17 protein-coding genes are annotated in these 19,527 nt (G+C 68.1%); 10 read left to right on the top strand and 7 right to left on the bottom strand.

Features of this window, described 5'->3' with window-relative positions; genetic code table 11:
• Positions 1 to 39: 39 nt before the first annotated feature.
• Positions 40 to 2,022 carry an acetylxylan esterase gene (locus tag AC6RUA_RS17660; protein WP_499815657.1) on the top strand — a complete coding sequence of 661 codons (1,983 nt, stop codon included), beginning with the start codon at positions 40 to 42 and terminating at the stop codon, positions 2,020 to 2,022.
• Between the two features lie 293 nt (positions 2,023 to 2,315).
• Positions 2,316 to 3,272, top strand: coding sequence for a Gfo/Idh/MocA family protein (locus AC6RUA_RS17655; protein ID WP_499815656.1), 957 nt, complete (start codon positions 2,316 to 2,318; stop codon positions 3,270 to 3,272).
• Between the two features lie 19 nt (positions 3,273 to 3,291).
• Here the strand turns inward: AC6RUA_RS17655 and AC6RUA_RS17650 are convergent, their stop codons facing one another.
• The gene (locus AC6RUA_RS17650) at positions 3,292 to 3,471 is read right to left on the bottom strand and encodes a hypothetical protein (protein WP_499815655.1); all 180 of its coding nucleotides are present in this window, start codon (positions 3,469 to 3,471) and stop codon (positions 3,292 to 3,294) included.
• A 32-nt stretch (positions 3,472 to 3,503) separates the two neighbouring features.
• On the opposite strand from AC6RUA_RS17650, the gene AC6RUA_RS17645 reads away from it, so the two are divergent.
• Entirely contained in the window at positions 3,504 to 4,523 is a 1,020-nt protein-coding gene (locus tag AC6RUA_RS17645; protein WP_499815654.1) for a Gfo/Idh/MocA family protein, read from the top strand.
• Positions 4,524 to 4,795: 272 nt separating this feature from the next.
• Here the strand turns inward: AC6RUA_RS17645 and AC6RUA_RS17640 are convergent, their stop codons facing one another.
• The gene (locus AC6RUA_RS17640) at positions 4,796 to 5,560 is read right to left on the bottom strand and encodes an IclR family transcriptional regulator (protein WP_499815653.1); all 765 of its coding nucleotides are present in this window, start codon (positions 5,558 to 5,560) and stop codon (positions 4,796 to 4,798) included.
• A gap of 184 nt (positions 5,561 to 5,744) precedes the next feature.
• Here AC6RUA_RS17640 and AC6RUA_RS17635 point away from each other — a divergent pair, with 184 nt between their 5' ends.
• From AC6RUA_RS17635 to AC6RUA_RS17625, 3 genes are all read left to right on the top strand, one after another.
• Positions 5,745 to 6,725, top strand: coding sequence for an LLM class flavin-dependent oxidoreductase (locus AC6RUA_RS17635; protein WP_499815652.1), 981 nt, complete (start codon positions 5,745 to 5,747; stop codon positions 6,723 to 6,725).
• Complete coding sequence (locus AC6RUA_RS17630) at positions 6,722 to 7,774, top strand: Gfo/Idh/MocA family protein (protein ID WP_499815651.1); 1,053 nt, start codon at positions 6,722 to 6,724, stop codon at positions 7,772 to 7,774. The genes AC6RUA_RS17635 and AC6RUA_RS17630 overlap by 4 nt, the downstream gene beginning before the upstream one ends.
• Before the next feature lie 107 nt (positions 7,775 to 7,881).
• Positions 7,882 to 8,646 (top strand): sugar phosphate isomerase/epimerase family protein, encoded by a 765-nt coding sequence (locus AC6RUA_RS17625; protein ID WP_499815650.1) that lies wholly within the window; start codon positions 7,882 to 7,884, stop codon positions 8,644 to 8,646.
• 428 nt (positions 8,647 to 9,074) lie between these two features.
• Here AC6RUA_RS17625 and AC6RUA_RS17620 read toward each other — a convergent pair whose 3' ends face one another.
• The gene (locus AC6RUA_RS17620) at positions 9,075 to 10,100 is read right to left on the bottom strand and encodes an NAD(P)-dependent oxidoreductase (protein ID WP_499815649.1); all 1,026 of its coding nucleotides are present in this window, start codon (positions 10,098 to 10,100) and stop codon (positions 9,075 to 9,077) included.
• Between the two features lie 881 nt (positions 10,101 to 10,981).
• On the opposite strand from AC6RUA_RS17620, the gene AC6RUA_RS17615 reads away from it, so the two are divergent.
• Both AC6RUA_RS17615 and AC6RUA_RS17610 read left to right on the top strand, forming a co-directional pair.
• Positions 10,982 to 12,130: an ABC transporter ATP-binding protein gene (locus tag AC6RUA_RS17615; protein ID WP_499815648.1), complete on the top strand. Its 1,149-nt coding sequence runs from the start codon at positions 10,982 to 10,984 to the stop codon at positions 12,128 to 12,130.
• Between the two features lie 173 nt (positions 12,131 to 12,303).
• Positions 12,304 to 13,164 (top strand): EamA family transporter, encoded by an 861-nt coding sequence (locus AC6RUA_RS17610; protein ID WP_499815647.1) that lies wholly within the window; start codon positions 12,304 to 12,306, stop codon positions 13,162 to 13,164.
• Between the two features lie 422 nt (positions 13,165 to 13,586).
• Here AC6RUA_RS17610 and AC6RUA_RS17605 read toward each other — a convergent pair whose 3' ends face one another.
• Genes AC6RUA_RS17605 through AC6RUA_RS17590 form a run of 4 tightly spaced genes read right to left on the bottom strand, consistent with a single transcriptional unit; the run spans position 13,587 to position 17,051 of the window.
• Positions 13,587 to 13,820, bottom strand: a complete 234-nt coding sequence (locus tag AC6RUA_RS17605; RefSeq protein WP_499815646.1) for a hypothetical protein — start codon at positions 13,818 to 13,820, stop codon at positions 13,587 to 13,589.
• Complete coding sequence (locus AC6RUA_RS17600) at positions 13,817 to 14,725, bottom strand: carbohydrate ABC transporter permease (protein WP_499815645.1); 909 nt, start codon at positions 14,723 to 14,725, stop codon at positions 13,817 to 13,819. Before AC6RUA_RS17600 ends, AC6RUA_RS17605 begins: the two co-directional genes overlap by 4 nt.
• 6 nt (positions 14,726 to 14,731) lie before the next feature.
• Positions 14,732 to 15,673, bottom strand: coding sequence for a carbohydrate ABC transporter permease (locus tag AC6RUA_RS17595; protein WP_499815644.1), 942 nt, complete (start codon positions 15,671 to 15,673; stop codon positions 14,732 to 14,734).
• Between the two features lie 58 nt (positions 15,674 to 15,731).
• Positions 15,732 to 17,051, bottom strand: a complete 1,320-nt coding sequence (locus tag AC6RUA_RS17590) for an ABC transporter substrate-binding protein (protein ID WP_499815643.1) — start codon at positions 17,049 to 17,051, stop codon at positions 15,732 to 15,734.
• A gap of 268 nt (positions 17,052 to 17,319) precedes the next feature.
• Between AC6RUA_RS17590 and AC6RUA_RS17585 the strand changes: the two genes are divergently transcribed.
• Complete coding sequence (locus tag AC6RUA_RS17585) at positions 17,320 to 18,312, top strand: LLM class flavin-dependent oxidoreductase (RefSeq protein ID WP_499815642.1); 993 nt, start codon at positions 17,320 to 17,322, stop codon at positions 18,310 to 18,312.
• 41 nt (positions 18,313 to 18,353) lie between these two features.
• A complete protein-coding gene (locus tag AC6RUA_RS17580) occupies positions 18,354 to 19,514 on the top strand; it encodes a mandelate racemase/muconate lactonizing enzyme family protein (RefSeq protein WP_499815641.1) in 1,161 nt (386 codons plus the stop codon).
• Positions 19,515 to 19,527 lie beyond the last annotated feature (13 nt).

The following is a 19,527-nucleotide window of genomic DNA, read 5'->3' as shown; positions in this document are numbered from 1 at the left end:
GGGATAGCTTTAATCTCCGCGTCGGCGTGCCCTCGAAGCATGGACGCCTTCGACCGGAACGTCGACGGGTACTACGACGCGTCGGCCCAGCTCCCGCGGTACCTCCGCCGGACGGCCGAGCAGCAGTTCGACGCCGCCGAGAGAGAGCGGGCCGCCCGCGACTCGCGCGCGGCGGTCCGCCGCCGTCGCGACACCGCGCGCGACCTGTTCTTCGGCGCGGTCGGCGGCCTGCCGAACGGCGGCGAGCGCACCCCGCTGAACGCGGAGGCCGTCGGCGGGTTCGACCGCGAGGGGTACGCCGTCGAGCGAGTCGTCTTCGAGAGCCTCCCCGACTTCCACGTCACCGCGAACTGCTACCTCCCGGCCGACAGGGAGGGGACGGCCCCGGGCGTCCTCCTGTTCTGCGGCCACTTGGACGCCGGGAAGGCCGGGGACATCTACCAGCAGGTCTGTATCGACCTCGTGCGGAACGGCTTCGTGGTGCTCGCGGTCGACCCGCTCGGACAGGGGGAGCGCCACCAGTTCTTCGACCCGGCGACCGGGGAGACGCCTCGGCGGAACACGGCCGAACACACCTACCTCGGCCACCAGTGCCAGTACGCGGGGACGAACCCGGCCCGCTACTTCGTCTGGGACTGCGTCCGCGCGTTCGACTACCTCGCGGGTCGCCCGGAGGTCGACCCCGAGCGCGTCGCCGCCACCGGCAACTCGGGGGGCGGGATGCAGACCGGCTACCTGATGCTCGCCGACGACCGCCTCGCCGCCGCCGCGCCCTGCTGTTTCGTCACCACGAAGGAGGACTACATGAAGACCGGGCAGGCGCAGGACGGCGAGCAGATTCTCGCGGGCGCCATCGAGCGGGGACCGCGGTACGACGACTTCGTCGCCACCTTCGCGCCGAGACCCCTGCTCGTCGGCGAGGCGCAGTCGGACTTCCTCTGCGTCGAGGGGGCGACCCGGTCGTACGAGCGAGCGCTCGCGGCGTACGAGCGGTTCGACGCGGCCGACGCCCTCGAACTGACGGTCGCGCCGACCACGCACGGCTTCTCCCCGACGCTCCGTGAGGCGGTGGTCAACTGGTTCCGGGTCCACCTCCGCGACGCCGACCCGACCTTCGAGACGGGCGACCCTGAGACGGAGTCCGCCGAGACGCTCCGTTGTCTCCCCGACGGCGAGGTGAACGCCGCCTACCCCGACGAGCGTCACGTCGTCGACCTCACCCGGGAGTACGTCGCCGCCTACGCGCCCGACCCGCGTCCCGACCCCCACGCGGTCGACCCCGCGTCTCTGCGCCGCGCCGTCCGCGACCGCTTCGACCTCGACCGGGAGGCGCCCCGGCGGTTCCCCCGCGTCATCGCCGGGGAACGGGAGGACGGTCTCGTCCGGGAGAAGGTGTTCTTCCGGAGCGAGGCGGACGTCGTCGTCACCGGCGTCCTCGTCCGCGACTCGGAGGCCGACCCCGACGATCCGGCGGTCGTCCTGCTCCCGCGGGGCACCGCCGACTACCCCGACCGCGCCGACGAGGTCGACACCCTCGCGCGCGAACGGGGTGCGGCGCTCGTCTTCGACCCGCGCGGCGTCGGCGGCGTGCGCGCCCGCGACGTGAACACGCCCCTGGCGAACGGCGGCGAGTACTACGACGTCCACGGAACCGAGTACAAACTCGCCTGCGACGCGCTGATGCTCGGTACGTCACTACTCGCCCTGCGCACGTTCGACGTGACGCGGGCCGCGGGCTACCTGCGCGACCGGTTCGACGCCGCGGGCGTCGCCCTCGTCGGAACCGGACCCGGCGCGGTCCACGCCCTGTTCGCGGCGGTCGCCGACCGCGCCGTCCGGTCGGTCCGCGTCGCGGACGTCCCCTCGTTCCGCGAGCGCGCGACGACCGAGGAGACCCGCATCGACCCCGGTCTGCTCGTCCACGACGTCCTGGACCTCGACCTCCCGCGTCTCGCCGCCGCCCTCGAGGCGCGCGGGACCGACGTCTACCGGTTCGACCCGCCCGTGGACGGACTCGCCTGAACCCACGGGGCGCCCGAGGAGTCGCCGCCACCGTCGACAACAGCGAGGAGGGCCAGTCGCTCGAACAGGCCGGTCACGACGGCGACGCCATCGTCCAGTGGCGGACGGACGTCGTCGAGAACGTCCGGGCGTACAACGACATCTGCTCGGGGGCGCTCCCTCACGACGTCGGACTCGACGGGACCCGGTGGGGCGACGAACTCAGGCAGGGACACGGGGTGACTGACCCTCCGCCCGCGGGCCCTAGCGCGGTCGACGCAACGTTAAAGTCGCGTCTGAGAGGTGGTATCAGCATGCGAGTAGCCTTTATCGGCGCCGGGAAGATGGCGAGCGACCTGATGGCGTGCGTCGACGACTACGACGGCGCGACCATCACGGCGGTCTGTGACGTGGACGAGGACGCGGCCGCCGCCGCGGTCGACCCGCGCGATGCCACGGTGTTCACCGACCACGAGACGCTGTTCGACGAGCACGAGTTCGACGTGGCGTTCCTCGCTATCCCGCCGTTCGCCTACTCGAACCAAGCGACGCTGGCCGCCGAACGAGGGATTCACACGTTCGTCGAGAAACCGGTCGCGCTCCACCCCGACGACGTCCCCGAGGTACGTGCCGCCCTCGACGAGGCGGGCGTCGTCACGGGGTCGGGCTACGTCTTCCGCTACGACCGTATCACCGAACGCGCCCGCGACCTGATAAGCGACCGTGACGTCGCACTCCTCGACGGGCAGTACTGGGGTGGCCTTCCCGGTAGCGAGTGGGGCTACCGGATGGAGTCGTCCGGCGGCGACGTGAACATCCGGACGACGCACGTCCTCGACACGATGCGGTACCTCGCCGGCGACGTGGAGCGCGTCTCCGCGGCGGGGTCGAGCAGCGTCGGCACGCCGGAGGTGGACTACCCGAACGCCGTCGCCGCGACGCTCGAACACGAGACGGGCGTCGTCGGTACCGTCTCGTCGACGGTGGCCGGGTCGTCGTGGACGGTCGAACTCGACGTCGTCGGCGAGGACCTGCAACTCCACCTCGACTACGCCGCGCAGGCACTCTCGGGCGTGGTCGACGGCGAGGCGGTCGAGTTCGACGGGACGTGCGACCGCTACGCCCGGGAGGTGCACGCATTTCTCGACGCGTGCGCGGCCGATGACCCGAGCGCGTATCGGTCCCCCTACGCGGACGCCGCGCGGACGCTCGAGTTGAACTGGGCGGTCATCGACGCCGCGAGCGGCGACGGACGGGTCGAACTCGACTGAGTCGGAGTCGGTCCTCCGTTCAGACGAACCCGACGGCCTCGTTCAGGGAGTTGACGACGATGCCGATGATGGTTAGGTAAGAGCGCGACGCCGACGTCTCGACCATCCCCGTCACCGCCCTCGACCGCTTCCCCGACGACACGGTCGGCGCGGAACGGTAGACGTCGCCGTCGACCGCGGACCGCGCCGGAGCGCACACGTTTATACCTCGTCGCGTCCACCATCCGCGCGATGACAGGAGACGACGGAGCGGCGACGGTGCGGGTCGGCCTGCTCTCGGCCGCGCACGTCCACACCGCCGGGTTCGCGACCATGCTCTCCGGTCGGTCGGACGTCGAGTTCGTCGGCGTCGCGGACGACGACGCGGACCGGGGGCGAACGGTGGCCGACCGACACGGCGTCCCGTATCTCGACACCGACGGCCTGCTGGCGGCCGTGAACGCGGCGCTCGTGTTCTCGACGAACACGACGCACGGCAGGTGGGTCCGGTCGGCCGCCGCCGCGGGCGTCGACGTGCTGTGTGAGAAGCCGCTGGCGACCGAACCCGCGGAGGCGCGCGACCTGACGGAGACGTGCGCGGACGCCGGCGTCCGCCTCGGGATGATGATGCCGCTGCCGTTCAGCGAACCCGCTCGCCGGGCGAAACGCGAGTACGAGGCCGGCGCCCTCGGGGAGTTGCGCGCGGCGACGGGGACGAACCGGGCGAAACTGCGGAACCGCCACGAGACGGGGTGGTCGGCGGACCCCGAACACGCCGGCGGCGGCGCAGTGATGGACCACACCGTCCACGTCGTCGGCCTCGTGCGCTGGATTACCGGGCGGGAGGTCACTTCGGTCCACGCCGAACTCGCGACGATGCACGACGGTCCGGAGACGGAAGACGTGAACGTGCTCTCGATGGAACTCGACGACGGAACTCCGTTCACGCTCGACGGGTCGTGGGACCGCCCCGAGAACTGGGACTACTGGGGGGACGCGACGCTGAACCTCGTCGGCACCGAGGGCGAACTCGACGTCGACTGCTTCGACTACACGCTCACCGGAACGCGTGATGCGGGGGGGGAGCCCGGCATCCACTCCGTCTACTACGGCGAGGCGCCGAACGACCACCTGCTCGACGACTTCCTGTCGGCGGTACGCGAGGGCCGGCCCCCCGAGATTGACGGCGAGGACGGACTCCGCGAGGCCGCCGTCTGCGCCGCGGCCTACGAGTCGGCCGAACGGGGCGAACCGGTCGACGTGACGTTCTGACGGTCGTCCGCTCGCAGATACGTCAGTACCGGACTTCGGTCCGAGCGGGACGGCCCGGCAGCGATGTTTAGGAGCACGCAACGGACGCCGGCCGACGGCCGAGACCGACCGTGGCGCTGTGTCAACTTTCCCCCGTGCGGTCGTCACACCCCGCGGTCAGACCGTACGGCGTGCCGGGTTACACTACCCGGGCGCGGAGGTCGGCGACGCGCCCCCCGTACGCCACCGGGTGGTTCGGCCCCCGGCCACGCCCGCCTCGGTCGGTTCGACGCTCACAGCGACGTCGCGTTTATCTCGATGACGTTCACCGCCCGGCGGAGCATCTCCCCGATCTCGTCGAGTCGGTCCTCGTCCATCCGACTCGTCGGTCCGATGACGCTGATGGCGCCGTACACGCCTCCCGTCTGGTCCTGAATCGGCGCGCCGATGCCGACCAGCCCCCGAATCGACTCCTCGCGATTGTACGCGAACCCCGTCTCCCGTATCTCGTCGAGTTCCGTCCGCAACTCGGCGGGCGCCGTGACCGTGTTCGCCGTCATCGACTTCAGGTCGGTGTGTTCGACGATCTCCTCGATCTCCGAGGCGGGCATGTGCGCGAGGATGGCCTTGCCGACGGCGGTGTGGTGGAGGTCGTTCCGGTAGCCGACGTGGAGTTTCGTCTCGACCGCGTCCTCACCGCGAGCGTTGTACAGACAGACGCCCTGGTGCTGTTCCTCGACGGTGTAGAGCACGAGTTCGCCGGTCTCCTCGGCGAGTTCGTCCACCTCGGTCGCGGCGAGTTCGTATATCTCGTTCTGGCCGCGCACGTGGTGTGCGATGTCGACGAACCGGAGGCCGAGGCGGTACTCGCCGTCGTCCTTCACGACGTAACCGTTCTGCCGGAGCGTCGAGAGGTGACAGTGGACGCTCCCCTTCGTCACCCCGAGTTCGGCGGCGAGTTCCGTCACGCCGACCGAGCCCCGCTCACGCATGACCGCGATGACGTCGAGCGACGTCTGGACCGCTTGGACGGGGTTTCGCGCTTCGTTCGTGCTCACGTTCGGGGTATGGAAAATAACCACATAAACGTTTGGGACGAGTGAACGAGTGGCACTACTCGACGGTGTGCCGGTCGGCGCAACCTATTTGCTCTCTCCTCCAGAAGTAGCGCGAAATGCTCGCGCTGACCAGCGGACGGAAGCGACTGTCGGTCCGGCCGGAGACGAGTGGAGGCGGGGCGGCGTGAAGTTCGGTGTCTTCCTGAACCAGTACTACACGCCGGGTGGGTCGTTCGACGAGTCGGACCTCTTCGAACAGGCCGCGCTGATGGAGTCGGTCGGATTCGACTCGGCGACGCTCGGCGAACGACACGTCCACGAGGAGGGGTTCGTCGACCCGCTCACCACGCTCGCGGCGCTCGCCGTACGGACGGAGTCGCTCGAACTCGGCACCGCCGCGATGCTTCCGGCGCTGTACGACCCCCTCCACCTCGCCGAACAGTTCGCGATGATCGACCGTCTCTCGGACGGACGGGCGGCGTTCGGGGCCGCACTCGGGTACAGAGAGCGCGAACTCGCGGCGTTCGGCGTCGACATGGACGACCGGGTCGGGCCGATGCTCGAGTCGCTGTCGCTGCTCCGCCGCTTCTGGGACGGCCGTCGCGTCACCCACGACGGCGACCACTGGTCGTACGACGACGCGTTCGTGAGTCCGCCGCCCGAGGGTGACCTCCCCGTCTGGATCGGCGGCCACGCCGACATCGCGATCAAGCGCGCGGCCTACCGCGGCGACGCCTGGATCGCGAGCGCCTCCTCGACCACCGCCGACCTCGACCGACAGATAGGCCACTACGAGGACTGCCTCGACGAGTTCGGAATGGACCGCGGGGACAACGACGTCGTCCTCATGCGGGACTGCTTCGTCGCCGACGACGCCGCCGAGGCCCGCGAGACCATCGAACCGCACCTCCTCACCCTGTACGAGTGGTACGCGCGGTGGGGCCAGACGTACGTCGACGAGCACGACGTGGAAGTCGACTACGACGAACTCGACGAGAAGTTCGTCATCGGGTCGCCCGAGGCGTGCATCGAGCAACTCCGGGAGTACGAGGAGCTGGGCGTCGACCACGTCCTGATTCGGTGTCAGTTCCCCGGTCAGCCGCAGGAACCCACCCTCCGGACGCTGGAACGCTTCGGAGAGGAAGTCGTGCCGGCGTTCCAATGACTCGGCGCGTCGGCTACGTCGGTCTCGACCACCACCACCGGGCGCCGTACCTCGCGAGCATCGCCGAACTCCCGGCGGAGGTGACCGCCGCCGCCGCGCCGGGGTCCGCGCCGACCGACGAGGGACCGCTGGCGGACGTGCCCGTCTACGACGACCCCGTCGAGATGCTCGACGAGACTGACGTCGACCTGGCGTGGGTCACGCTCTCGAACCGCGAGACGCCGGCGGTGGTCGAGGCGGCCGTCGAGCGTGGAGTGGACGTGCTCACCGAGAAACCCGTGGGGCGGACCGCCGCCGCCCTCGAACCGGTCGTCGACGCCGCCCGTGGGGCGGACGCCACCGTCGGGGTCGCGTACGCGTGGCGCGGCCACCCCATCTCGAGGCGGTTGCGCGAGTTGGCGGCGTCGGACTTCTTCGGCGACGTCCGCGGGTTCGACCTCCGGTTCGTCGCCTCGACCCTCGCTACGCGCGACACGGACCACTACCTGTTCGACCGCGCCGCGAGCCGCGGCGGCATCGTCCAGTGGCTGGGCGTCCACTGGCTCGACCTGCTCCCGTGGGTCCTCGACGACCCCATCGTCCGCGTGAACGCACGGCTCCGCTCGGAGTCACCGGCGGTCGACGTCGAGGACGGCGCGACGCTCCAGGTGGAGACGGCGTCGGGCGCGACCGGAACCCACACGTGCGGCTACTACCTTCGGGAGGGACGGTACGATACCGCCTTCCACGTGTACGGCGCGGAGGGACGAAGCCGGTGGGACCCCATGGGCGAGACGTTCGGGTTCGAGGGGGAGACGACGCTCGAACTCGACTCCTCGGCCGAGGAGTGGGGGAGTACTCCACACCGAGAGGTCACCCACGAGTACGCTCCCGCGCCGGGGTACGGCGGCCGCTGGGGACTCGACTTCTTCGCGGCGTTCCTCGACGCCTGCGAGGCCGGGACCGCCCCGCCGGCCGGCCTCGACGACGCGCTGACCGTCCTCCGCGTGCTCGACGCCGTGTACGAGTCCGCTGAGTCGGGCGAGTGGGTCCGAGTCGCCGGCCGGTAGCACGGACGCCGTCGAAACGGTCGACGCGCCGGTCTCGGGCGCTCGCGTTCGACGCGAGCCGAGCCACGAACGGAGGTGTTTTCTCCGTGGGGTGAACTCGTCCGCGCATGCAGTTCGGACTGTGCACGATATCGGACCGCGAGGCCGACGTCGAGACCGTCGTCGACCGTGCGGCGGCGGTCGGGTACGACGGCGTCGAGGTGTGGGGCGGAGGTCACGCCGGCGACGAAGAGACGTGCGCGGGAATCCGCGAGTACGCCGCCGACCGCGGGCTCACGGTCCCCGTCTACGGGTCGTACCTCCGCGCCGGGACGGGAGTCGACGCGCCGACGCGCGAGGCGGAACTCGACACCGCCGCTGCACTCGGAGCCGACCTGATTCGCGTCTGGGCGGGCGAACAGGAGTACGGCGACCACGACCCGGCCCACTGGGAGCGCGCCGTCGACGACCTCCGAGCCGTCGCCGACGACGCGGCGGCCCGCGGTCTCGGCGTGACCGTCGAGAAGCACGACGGGTCGCTGACCGTCTCGGAGGCCGGGGCGCGTCGGCTGCTCGACGCGGTCGACCGACCGAACTGCGGTCTCAACTGGCAGCCGCTGTTCGGTATGGCTCCCGACGCCATCGTCGAGGAGGCGCGGCGTCTGGCGCCGCTGTCGAACAACGTCCACGTGCAGGCGGTCGCAGAGCGAGGAGGGGAGACCCGGTGTCCGCTCGCGGACGCGTTCTTCGACGTGGGGGCGGCGCTCGCCCCGTTCGTCGAGCGAGGGTTCGACGGCTTCGTCAACGTCGAGTTCGTCGCCGCCGACCGGCCGTACGAGGAGGCCATCGCCGCCGACCGCCGCCTGCTCCGAGACGAGACGGACCGTCGCTGAGGCGGTTCGGACTACCGGTGAGCGGTGACCGACTCGTCCGGTTCGGACACCAGGGGCGCGTCCTCCGTTTACTATCAATACCCCGTCTGATATCTACTGATAACATATTTATTACTTATCTGCTCCGTCGGACACGAGCGACTCCCACCGAGAACCCCGCTCGAAAGACGACGAGTGGACACCGCTACTCACCCTGCCACTTCTCGTCGTATCCGGCTGGTAGAGACCGGAGCCGACCTCTGATTGACCGCCTCCTCGTTTCCCACTCCCCTGCCCCACGCGCGAATTGGTCTCGGCCGCGGCCGAGGTCGGCTGGACGGTGAGGATACGACTCGGATACCAATCTGATTTCGACCACTTCATCTATTCCGATACGTTGTGAGATGACTCGTCGCTACTTGGCCGTCGAGTCGGGGGGCCGCGTACCGTCACTCGACCGGCTCGAATCGGCTCGCGAGCAGTTCGGCCCACCGCTCGTTCGCGTGCCGCGTTCGACCGGCGATGTGGGGGGTGTGGACGACGTTGTGCCGGCCGAGCAGGGGGTCGTCGAGCGGAACCGGCTCGCCCGGGTTCTCGTCCCAGACGTCGGCCGCGAGCGCGAGTTCGTCCGCCAGGACGCGCTCGCGGAGCGCGGCGGTGTCGACCACACGCGCCCGCGTGGCCAGCACCACGAGACACCCCTCGGGAAGGGCGTCGACCAGTTCGCGGGTTACCATGCCGGTCGTCTCCTCGGTCGGCGGCACGAGCGGGGCGAACACCTCCGCGTCCGCCACGAGCCGGTCGAGGTGGCGTTCGCGGGTCGCTCCGGCGCGGTGGAAGCAGGGCTCGTCCGCGTACGGGTCGTACGCGGCGACGTCCCCGCCGAGTTCGGTCACGAAACTGGCGTACCGGCTGCCGATGTTGCCGGCGCCCACCTGTCGGACGCGCTTTCCGCTGAGCGTGCCGGAGGTGAACCGGGGGTCGTCCCCGAACTGCTCGCCGCGCGCGCCCGGACCGGGCGGTCCGTCCGGCTCGTAGTCCCACGGCGACTGGTCCTCGGTGATTCGAGCGTGGAGCTGTGGAATCCGTCTGAGACCGTCGAGCGTGAGCGCGAGCGCGCACTCGGCGACCGACTGTCCCCAGAACCCCTCGCTCTCGTGGCGGTGGACGGTGACGCCCCGCTTCGCCAGCGCGGTTACGGCGGGTTCGTCGACCCGGTAACCGTCGGTGTAGACGGCGGCCTCCGCGAGCGACTCGAACCGGTCGAGTCGGGAGTCCTCAATCGCGATGCCCAGCGAAACCAGCCGAGTGACGGTCTCCGGGTCGGGGACCACCTCCGAGAGTGGACGGCTGTCGTCCACCGCGACACGGGTGAACTCGACGCCGGACTCGTCCTCCCACAGTTCACGGAGCCGTTCCGCCGCGTACGGCCAGACGCGCTCGAACTCGGGGTGAACGACGATGACGCTTCGCATACTCGCGTACCGCAGACGGGACGCATAAGTCCGACGAGTTCACAAGTCGGTCCTTACGGACGAGACGTGTCCTCCGCTTCCCTCCGCAGGGCACAGCCCGCGTCGAGTGACCACTGGTCCGTTGTCCCACCGTCTCACACACCACGCTCAGGCGGTGGGGAACGACGAGGAGTACCCGACCGGCGCCCTGTCTCGACGAGACACCGAAGCTCGGACTCACCGGATGAGCCGCCGGTCGGCTCTACGGACCGGGACGGAACTGCACGACACCAGTGCGTCGCTGCCACCGTCGACGGGGGGTCGCGGGCTGAAACGGTGAGTGAAACGGGAGCACGCGACCGCGCTGTGACGGCACTGCGGTCGGTGCCGAGACGGCTGAACCAGCGGTGGTGTTCACCGCTCGTGTCCTCTCGGAACCGGCTTGAATCCTCGCTCACCGACGGAGTGACGCCCGTCTCGCGTCGTGTCGGCTATTCCGACGGACCACCATCCACGTTCAGCGTCCGGCACTCACCGCTCTCAACCCCACCTACCCCCGCGTCGTCCCGTACGTCGCAGTACTCGCGGCGCTGATATCGACGGGCGTTCACCTCTCGCTATCACCGGCGGCCGGACGGTTCGACCAGCGTCGGGACGCCCGTCCGTTCTCACGACTCGACTGGGGACGCGGTTGCGGGCTGTTTTTCGGACATAGCGTGCTTCGACGATGGAGACGACCGACGAACCACCGTCGGAGTAGTGGGACGGGAGACGAGTCCGACGCCGCTCCCGCCTCCGAACCGATTCGCGTGACGAGAACGGAGCGCTCCCGGCGGTGCGACCGACGCGGGGACCGGTCGGGCAATTTATTAGCGATGGTGCGAACGGTACACTCGGTTTCAATGGGCGAGCTAACGATAGACAACCTCACCAAAGTGTTCGGCGACGGCGACGAGCAAGTGACGGCGGTCGACAACCTGAACATCGACATTCAGGACGGGGAGTTCCTCGTCCTCGTCGGCCCGTCCGGATGCGGAAAGTCGACGACGCTGCGGTGCGTGGCGGGGCTGGAGACGGTCTCGCGTGGCGACATCGTCCTCGACGGGGAGACGGTGACCGACAAGAAACCCAAGAACCGGAACATGGCGATGGTGTTCCAGAACTACGCGCTCTACCCCCACATGACCGCCGGGGAGAACATGGGGTTCGGACTGAAGATGACCACCGACTTCTCGGAAGCGGAGATAGACGAGCGAGTCACCGACGCGGCCGAGATGATGGGAATCACGAGCCTGCTCGACGACCGTCCGGGCGAACTCTCGGGCGGGCAACAGCAGCGGGTGGCGCTCGGGCGCGCCATCGTCCGTGAGCCGGAGGTGTTCCTGATGGACGAACCGCTGTCGAACCTCGACGCCAAACTCCGGACGACGATGCGCACGGAGCTTCAGGAGTTGCAACAGCGACTCAACATCACCACCATCTACGTCACGCACGACCAGACGGAGGCGATGACCATGGGCGACCGCATCGCCGTCCTGAACGGCGGACGACTCCAGCAGATCGGTACGCCGCTCGAGTGCTACCACGAGCCGTCCAACCGGTTCGTCGCCGGGTTCATCGGGTCGCCGTCGATGAACTTCCTGGAGGTGAGCCGGTCGGGCGCGACGCTCCAGCACGACGCGTTCGACTACCAGCTCTCCCCCGGCACGGCCGAGCAACTTCCGGGCGGGGACGGCGACGTCGTCACGCTGGGCATCCGGCCCGAGGACATCCGGGCCGCGGAACCCGGCGAACAGAACGCCATCGAGGTGACCGTCAACGTCATCGAACCGCTCGGCGACACGAGCTACATCTACTTCGACATCGGCGAGACGGACTGTACCGCCAGCATCCCCGGCGACCTGCTCGTCTCCGAGGGCGACCAGTTCTCCATCGTCTTCCCCGAGAACCGCATCCACCTCTTCGACACCGGCACGGGCGAGGCCATCAAGAACCGCGAGATGGAAGCCGTCTCGCAGGCGGACTACTCGTACACCGGCGAGTCGGCCTGAACCCGGTTCTCGTCGCGGACCGGCCCGTTTCGGCGGCTCTCGACGACTCGCAGACGACGGACGGCGCTGACCGCGTGATCTCTCGTCCGGCTCCCGTCGTCGACCCGAACGACCCGTTCGATACCGGCATCGGTACTGTTTTTCCTCCCCCCGGAGTTCGGCACGTCGACCCCATGCTCGAACTCTGGCTCGCCGTCGCGCTCTCCGCCGCACTCTTGAAGACCGCGTACTCCGTCCTCCAGAAACGGCTCACCTTCGAGTACGACGGGGTCGAACTCAGCTACGTCACGTCGATGCTGGGGTTCGCGTTCATGGCACCGGTCGGGGTGTGGTACCTCCACACCGTCGAGATGGAGTTCACGCCGCCGGTCGTCGGGGCCATCCTCGTCTCCGGGGTCGCCAACATCGGCGCCATCGGGGCGTTCCTCACCGCCCTCGAGTTCGAGGACCTCTCCGTCGTGACGCCGCTGATGCAGTCGACTCCGGTCGCCGTCGCGCTCGCGGAGCCGTTCGTCTTCGCCGTCAGCTTCGAGTACGGCGTCGTCCTCGGGGCCGTCGCGGCGGTCGTCGGGGCGGCCGTCCTCGTGAGCGAGTCGGGGGACCTCTCCGCGCCACTCGACCGCCTCACGGCGCGGCCCGCGCTGCTCGCGCTGAGCGCCGCCCTCCTGTTCGCGGTGACGTCGCTCGCCAACCGATACGCCGTGACGCACGTCCCGCCGCTGTTCTACGCCGCGTCCGTCTACACGCTCATGGCCGTCGGGTTCGGCGTCGTCGGACTCGTCCGCGGACGGCGGGTCCCGACGTCCGAACTGCTCCGCGGTCGCCTCGTCCTGCTGGGGGGGCTGACCGCCGTCCGGACGAGCGTCACCTACGTCGCCTTCTCGCTCGCCATCGCGTCGCGCGTCTCCATCGTCCTGCAGGTCTCCGTCCTCCTCGACGTCCTCGCGGGCGGCCTCCTCTTCGCCGAAGAGGACGTCTCCCGGAAACTCCTCGGTGCGCTGTTCATCGTCGCCGGGGTCGTCCTCACCCTCTGACATCGAGCGTGAGCCGGGACGGTTCGTTCACGTGTGGCGTCCGGACCCGTCGACCGCATCCCTCGAGTGTCGCGGTCTGCCGAGTGCCGAGAACCCGAGCGATACGGTGCCTGTTACCGAATCTCTTCGTTTACAGTCGTATCTGTGTAAATAGATGGACGTGAATCCGGTGAACGGTCACGAGTGGCGGCCATCGAACACGATTCCAGTCGCGGCCGATGGCGACGGAGTCGGGGAGTTACAGCCGAACCCGGCGGACTGTCCGTCCGTTCACGCGCGCTCGGAATCGGGTCTCGAGCGTCGACGTCTGTGGTCACGAGGAGTGAACGAGTCGGGGAGACGCGGAGCGTCGACGACCTGTCGGGACCTGTCGGTCGCGTCGAGAGCAGAGCGAGAAGGGGGGAGTCGAGAGTCTCAGTAGCTCAGTGTGGCCAGGGACGCCACGGCCACGCCAGCGAGAGGACCGTGAGTGCGAGCATCACGAACGGGGCCGTCCGGAGGATGATTCCCGGGTTCATCTCGGTGCGGACGTAGCCGATGTAGTACAGCGCGACCGTGGTGGCTCCGAAGATGATCGCCCCGCCCAGTATCGGCTCGTTGAGTTCCGACATTCCGAGTTGGAGGGCGACGACGGTGAGGAGTCCGAGGGCCGTCACGTGCCTTTCGCCCCCGTGAGCGCGAGGCCTTCGATGAAGGTGCGCTGGGCGAGCAGGTACGCGACGACGACCGGCAACGCCGCCAGAATCGTCGCGGCGAGCACCTGGCCGTAGGCGTTCTGGGTGTAGCGCCCCGTCAGGAACGCCAGTCCGACCTGGAGGACGAACATCGAGTCCTTCCCGGTGGCCACGAGCGGCCAGAGGAACGCGCCCCACGAGAAGATGAACTGGAAGACCGCCAGCGAGGAGAGCGCGGGCTTCGACATGGGGAGCATGATCCTCGTGAATATCTGCAGGTTGCTACACCCGTCCATCCGGGCCGACTCCAGCAGCGAGTCGGGGATGGTGAGGAAGTGCTGGCGCATGTAGAACGCCCCGAACGGGCTAGCGAGGAAAGGAGCGATGATTCCCCAGTACGTGTTCACCCACCCCAGCGCGGATATCTCCACGTACAGCGGCACCATCGTCACCTGAAACGGGATGATGAGGAGCCCGATTATCGACAGGTAGAGCACGCGTTTCCCGACAAACTCGCCCTTCGCCAGCGCGAAGCCGACGAACGAGTCGAGCAGCAGCGTGAGGCCGACGGTGCCGACGGCGACGATGAGCGTGTTGAAGAACCACCGGTCGAGCGGTTGCTCCATCCACACCTGGTAGTAGTTGAGCAGCGTCGGGACCTCCGGGAAGAGGTCCGCGACCGACGAGACGACTGCGATGACGTTGCCCGGCTGTTTGAGCGACGTGACGAGCGCGAACGCGAACGGGAACAGCGCGACGATGCTCGCGGTGATGAGCAGCAGGTGCGCGACCGTTCGCGCGAACCGGTCCTGCTCGCTCCCGGCGCGTCTCGTCGTCTCGTCGCCCATCAGGTCGAGGTCGTCCGATTGGGATTGTTGTGTTGCCATAGGTACTCAGTAGTCGACGTCGTCCTCCAGGTAGTGGTTCTGGATGAGGCTCAGCGCGAACACGACGACGAAGAGGACGACGCCAACCGCGCTGGCGAGCCCCATCCGGAAGTTGCTGAAGCCCATCTGGTAGAAGTAGAACATGATAGAGTACGACGAGCGAACCGGACCGCCGCCGGTCATCACGAACACCTGCGTGAAGAAGCGGAACGAGAAGATCATGGTGATGATGATGATGAGGAACGACGTCGGTCGGAGCAGCGGCAGGGTGATGTACCGGAACTGCTGCCACCTGCTCGCGCCGTCCATCACTGCCGCCTCGTAGAACGTGGCGGGGATGCCCTTCAGCCCGGCGAGGAATATCACCATGTTGAACCCGACGTGCTTCCAGATGCTCATCGCGATGATGGCGGCCAGCGCTGTGGAGCTGTCCTGGAGCCAGTCGGGCGTCGGGAGCCCGACCCACCCCAGGAAGAGGTTCAGCGCGCCGAAGTCGGGGTTGTATATCCACGTCCAGATGAGCGAGACGACGACCCACGAGGTGACGAACGGGAGGAAGATGGCCGTCGAGTAGAATCGTGTCCCCCTGAGGTTCATGTTGAGCAGCAGCGCGAGTCCGAGCGCGATGGGGACGTCGATTAGCAGCAGCGACGACGAGTAGGTCACCGTGTTGATGACCGAGTTGTGGAACGCGGGGTCGCTGGCCAACTCGACGTAGTTGTCGATACCGACGAACGGGTGCGTCGTCGCGAGCGGGCTCCACTCGAAGAAGCTGATTCCGATGGCGGCGACGAACGGGAACAGCAGGAACGCCAGCAGGATGACCACCTTCGGAACGACGATCAGGTACCACCAGCCGCTCTCGTCGTCGGCCTGCTCCCGGTCGAAGAGCGACCTGAACCTGGTCGAGAGCCGGTTGACCGCCCCGTCGTAGTCCCTGGCGGTCATGATACTCCTCTCGCTCGCGCGGGTGTGGACTGTCGCGTCTGTGGGGTGGTCGTCGTCATTACTGGAGCATTCCGTTTATCTCGTCCGCGATGCCGTCGAGGACGGACTGCGGGTCACCTCCGCCCTGCCAGACGCGTTCGATCTCCGTGTGGACCAGCGTGTACATCTCGCCCGCACTCGGGTGGTTCGGGAACGCGACGGTGTTGCCGATCTCCTGGTCGATGGTCGTCGCGTTGGGAGTGTCCTCCAGGAACTGCTGGAAGAAGTCCTTCTCCGTGACGCTCGTCAGCGCGGGCCACCCGCCCGTCCCGACTAGGTACTCCTGCACCCGGTCCGACTGGACGAACTCCAGCCACTTTATCGCCCACTCGGTGTTCCCCTGCTGGGTCGCCAGGAGGAAGTTGCCCGCGGACCACGAGTGACTGGTGTCGGCGCTCGGTCCCTTGGGCATCGGGAGGTACCGCCAGTTGTCCAGCGACTCGTTGATGGTACTGAGCTCCCACGACCCGATGTGTGCGCCCATCGCGACGGTCTCGCTCCGGAAGTCGTCGACCGCGCCCTGGTCGGTGTTCGCCAGACGCATCCGGACGATGTCGTCGTCGATGAGGCCCTTGATGTACTCGGCCGTCTCGACGCCGTTGCTGTTGTTGATGACGGCCTCGCTCGGGTCTGTCGGGTCGTCGACCCAGTTGCCGCCGTTCGCGAGGACGAAGTTGTCGAACCCCTCCCCGCCGTCGACGGAGGCGCCGTACTCGAACTCCTCGTTGAGCGTCGTCGCCCACGACCTGAACTCCTCCCACGTCGGGACGTGCGTCCGTTCGGGGACCTCCAGCCCCGCCTGTTCGAACATGGCGTCGTTGATAGCTACCATCCGGCAGTCGATGTACGTCGGAACCGCGTGGAGCGTCCCGTCGTAGCTCGAGTTCTGCGCTCCGGCGCCGACGTAGTCGTCGGGGCTGAACCCGTGGTCCTCGAGGGGGACCGAGACGCCCTGGCTGGCGAACCGCGGCACCCACAGCACCGACGAGTTCATCACGTCCGGCAGGTCGCCGGCCGACGCCGAGGAGATGACCTTCGAGACGTAATCCTCGAAGGGGAACTGCTGGTAGTCGATGGAGACTCCGTGCTCCTCCTGGAACCACTTGACCGGCTCCGTGTACCGGTCGCCCCAGTCCCAGTAGGTGATGGAGTTGGGCTTGTCGCCGCTTCCGCTTGCGGTTCCACCCGTAGTTCCTCCGCTACCACCACCGTCGCCACCGTCTCCGCCACCGCCGCCGTCTCCGCCACCGCCGCTACTGCAGCCTGCCAGCCCGGCAGTGAGGGCGAGTCCGCTCGATTTCAGGATACTCCGTCGGGATGCAAGGTCGGGTCTGTCCATGGTCGTTGGTACCATTGAGTGAGGCAGGGTGTATCAGTATAGGTGTTTCGCTCGGTCGAACGTTCGGATACGTACTCGAGTGTACAATACTGACGAAGATTGTTCCAGATTACAGCCAAAATTGATGCATCTTTCCGCCCAGTATCGGTTAGACGGCAGGACTCGCGGCTGACGCCGCTCTCCCCGGACCGGAGCAGTCGCCGGCGTGACGGCCGACGGGACGGCCGGAACCCCCTCGTTTTTATCCGCCCGTTTCAACTCGGTGGGTATGGGACTGGAGATACACTACAACGTGTACGGCTGCTTCCGCGACCCGCGGGCGGACATCGACCTCGCGGCGAGGGCCGTGGAAGCGGGGTTCGAGGGCGTCTGGATCGGCGACCACTTCCTCCCCTGGATCGACTCCCGGCCGTACACGCACCACGTCTTCCCGTGGTTCGGTGCGCTGATGAACGAGATTCCGGACGTGCCGGTCGGCACCTCGATCACCTGTCCCATGCTCCGGTACCGGCCTCCCCTGCTGGCGCAGGCGGTCGCCACGCTCGACAACATGTACCCGGGCCGGTTCAACCTGGGCGTCGGCGTCGGGGAGGCGCTCAACGAGGCGCACTTCCTCGAGGAGTACCCCGGCTGGGACGAGCGGGCGGAGATGCTGATAGAGTCGCTGAAGCTGATGGACCGGCTCTGGAACTCGGAGTCGTACGTCCGACACCGAGGACGGCACTTCGAGTACGACCGGCTGAAACTGTACACGCCGCCGAAGGGGGACATCCCGGTCCACTGGGCCGCGTGGGGGCCGAAGTCCTGCCGTTACGCCGGCAAGCACGCGGACCACCTGATAACCGCGGCACCGGCGGACATCATCGCCGACCGCATCGTCCCCAACTACGAGGCGGGTCTGGAGGACGCCGGTCGGTCCCTCTCGGACGTCGACATCACGACGGAGGCGAGCATCAACGTGGGCGACCCCGCCGAACTCGTCGCTCGCGCCCGCGAGGTGGGCGAACACATCCCGACCGAGGAGCGGTACAATCCGGACCCGCGGTCCATCCAGCGCGTCGCGACCACCCAACTCGCCTCGATGTCCGACGAGGAGGTCGCCGACGAGCACTCCATCACCGACGACCCGAACGACGTCATCGACGAACTCCAGGGACTCGAGGACGCCGGCGTCACGCGCGTCCTCGTCGGGACGAACGTCGGCGACCCGGAGGAGACCATCCGGGCGTTCGAGGAGGACGTCTTCCCCTCGTTCGAGTGAGCCGACGATAGCTTTATTCTCCCCCCGGGCAACGCCGGCCCATGCAGATTACTGACGTGGAGGCGTACCCCGTCAACGTCCCGGTCGTCCCGCTGGAGGAAGGGGGGCTCGCCCCGTACGTGACGAACCACGGAGAGGTGACCGACGTGGACCGGATGCTCGTCCGCGTGGAGACCGACGAGGACGTCGTCGGGTGGGGGGAGATGCGGATGTTCCTCTCGCCCGCCGCCACCAAGTCCGTCCTTGAGGACGGCATCGCGCCGTGGGTCGTCGGCCGCTCCCCCTTCGAGGTCGAGGGACTCAGACGACAGATATTCATCGAGTACACGAACGTCGACATGTTCTTCGCGCCCGTCGAGATTGCGTGCTGGGACATCGTCGGCAAGTCGCTCGGGAAGCCGGTGTACGAACTGCTGGGCGGGGCGACCGCGCCGAGTTCGAACGAACGAACGAACACGCCGAGCGACGCGGGGGTCGACCCGGTCGAGGTCGCCTACTGTCTGGGTATCCTCTCGCCCGAGGAGTCCCGGTCGCACGCCGCGAAGGCGCTCGACGAGGGGTTCCCGGTGTTGAAGACGAAAGCCGGTCGGGACTGGCGGACCGACGTCGAGCGCATCAAGGCGATGCACGACGAGGTCGACGGGCAGTTGGACTTCCGGCTGGACCCGAATCAGGGCTGGCGGTTCGACGAGGCGGTCCGGGTCGCCGCCTCGCTGGCCGACGCCGGCGTCTACCTCCAGTACCTCGAACAGCCGATCCGCGTCGACGCCCACGGGACGCTCGCCAAACTCCGCGAGCGGACCCCTCAGCCCGTCGGGCCCAACGAGGACACCTACATCGCGCACAACCTGACGCAGATGATCGCCGAGGACGCACTCGACGTCGCCGTCCTCGACATGACGCCCGCCGGCGGTATCGCCGCCGTGCGGCAACTGGCGGCCGTCGCGGAGGACGCGGGCGTTCCGGCGACGCACCACTGCGCGTTCGACCTGGGAGTTCGGACCGCCGCCATCCTCCACACGGTCAGCGGCGTCCCCGGGTTCGACCTCCCGCCCGACTCCGTCTACTACGCCTGGGAGGACGACGTCCTCGTCGACCCGCTCACCGTCGAGGACGGCGCCATCGGCGTGCCGACCGACCCCGGTCTCGGAATCGAAGTCGACGAGTCCAAGGTGGCCGAGTACGCGGTCGACCTGGACTGAGCCCCGCTCCGTC

This window comes from Halorarum sp. SLYT50, assembly GCF_059821265.1.
This window is presented reverse-complemented; position numbering and strand designations above follow the sequence as displayed.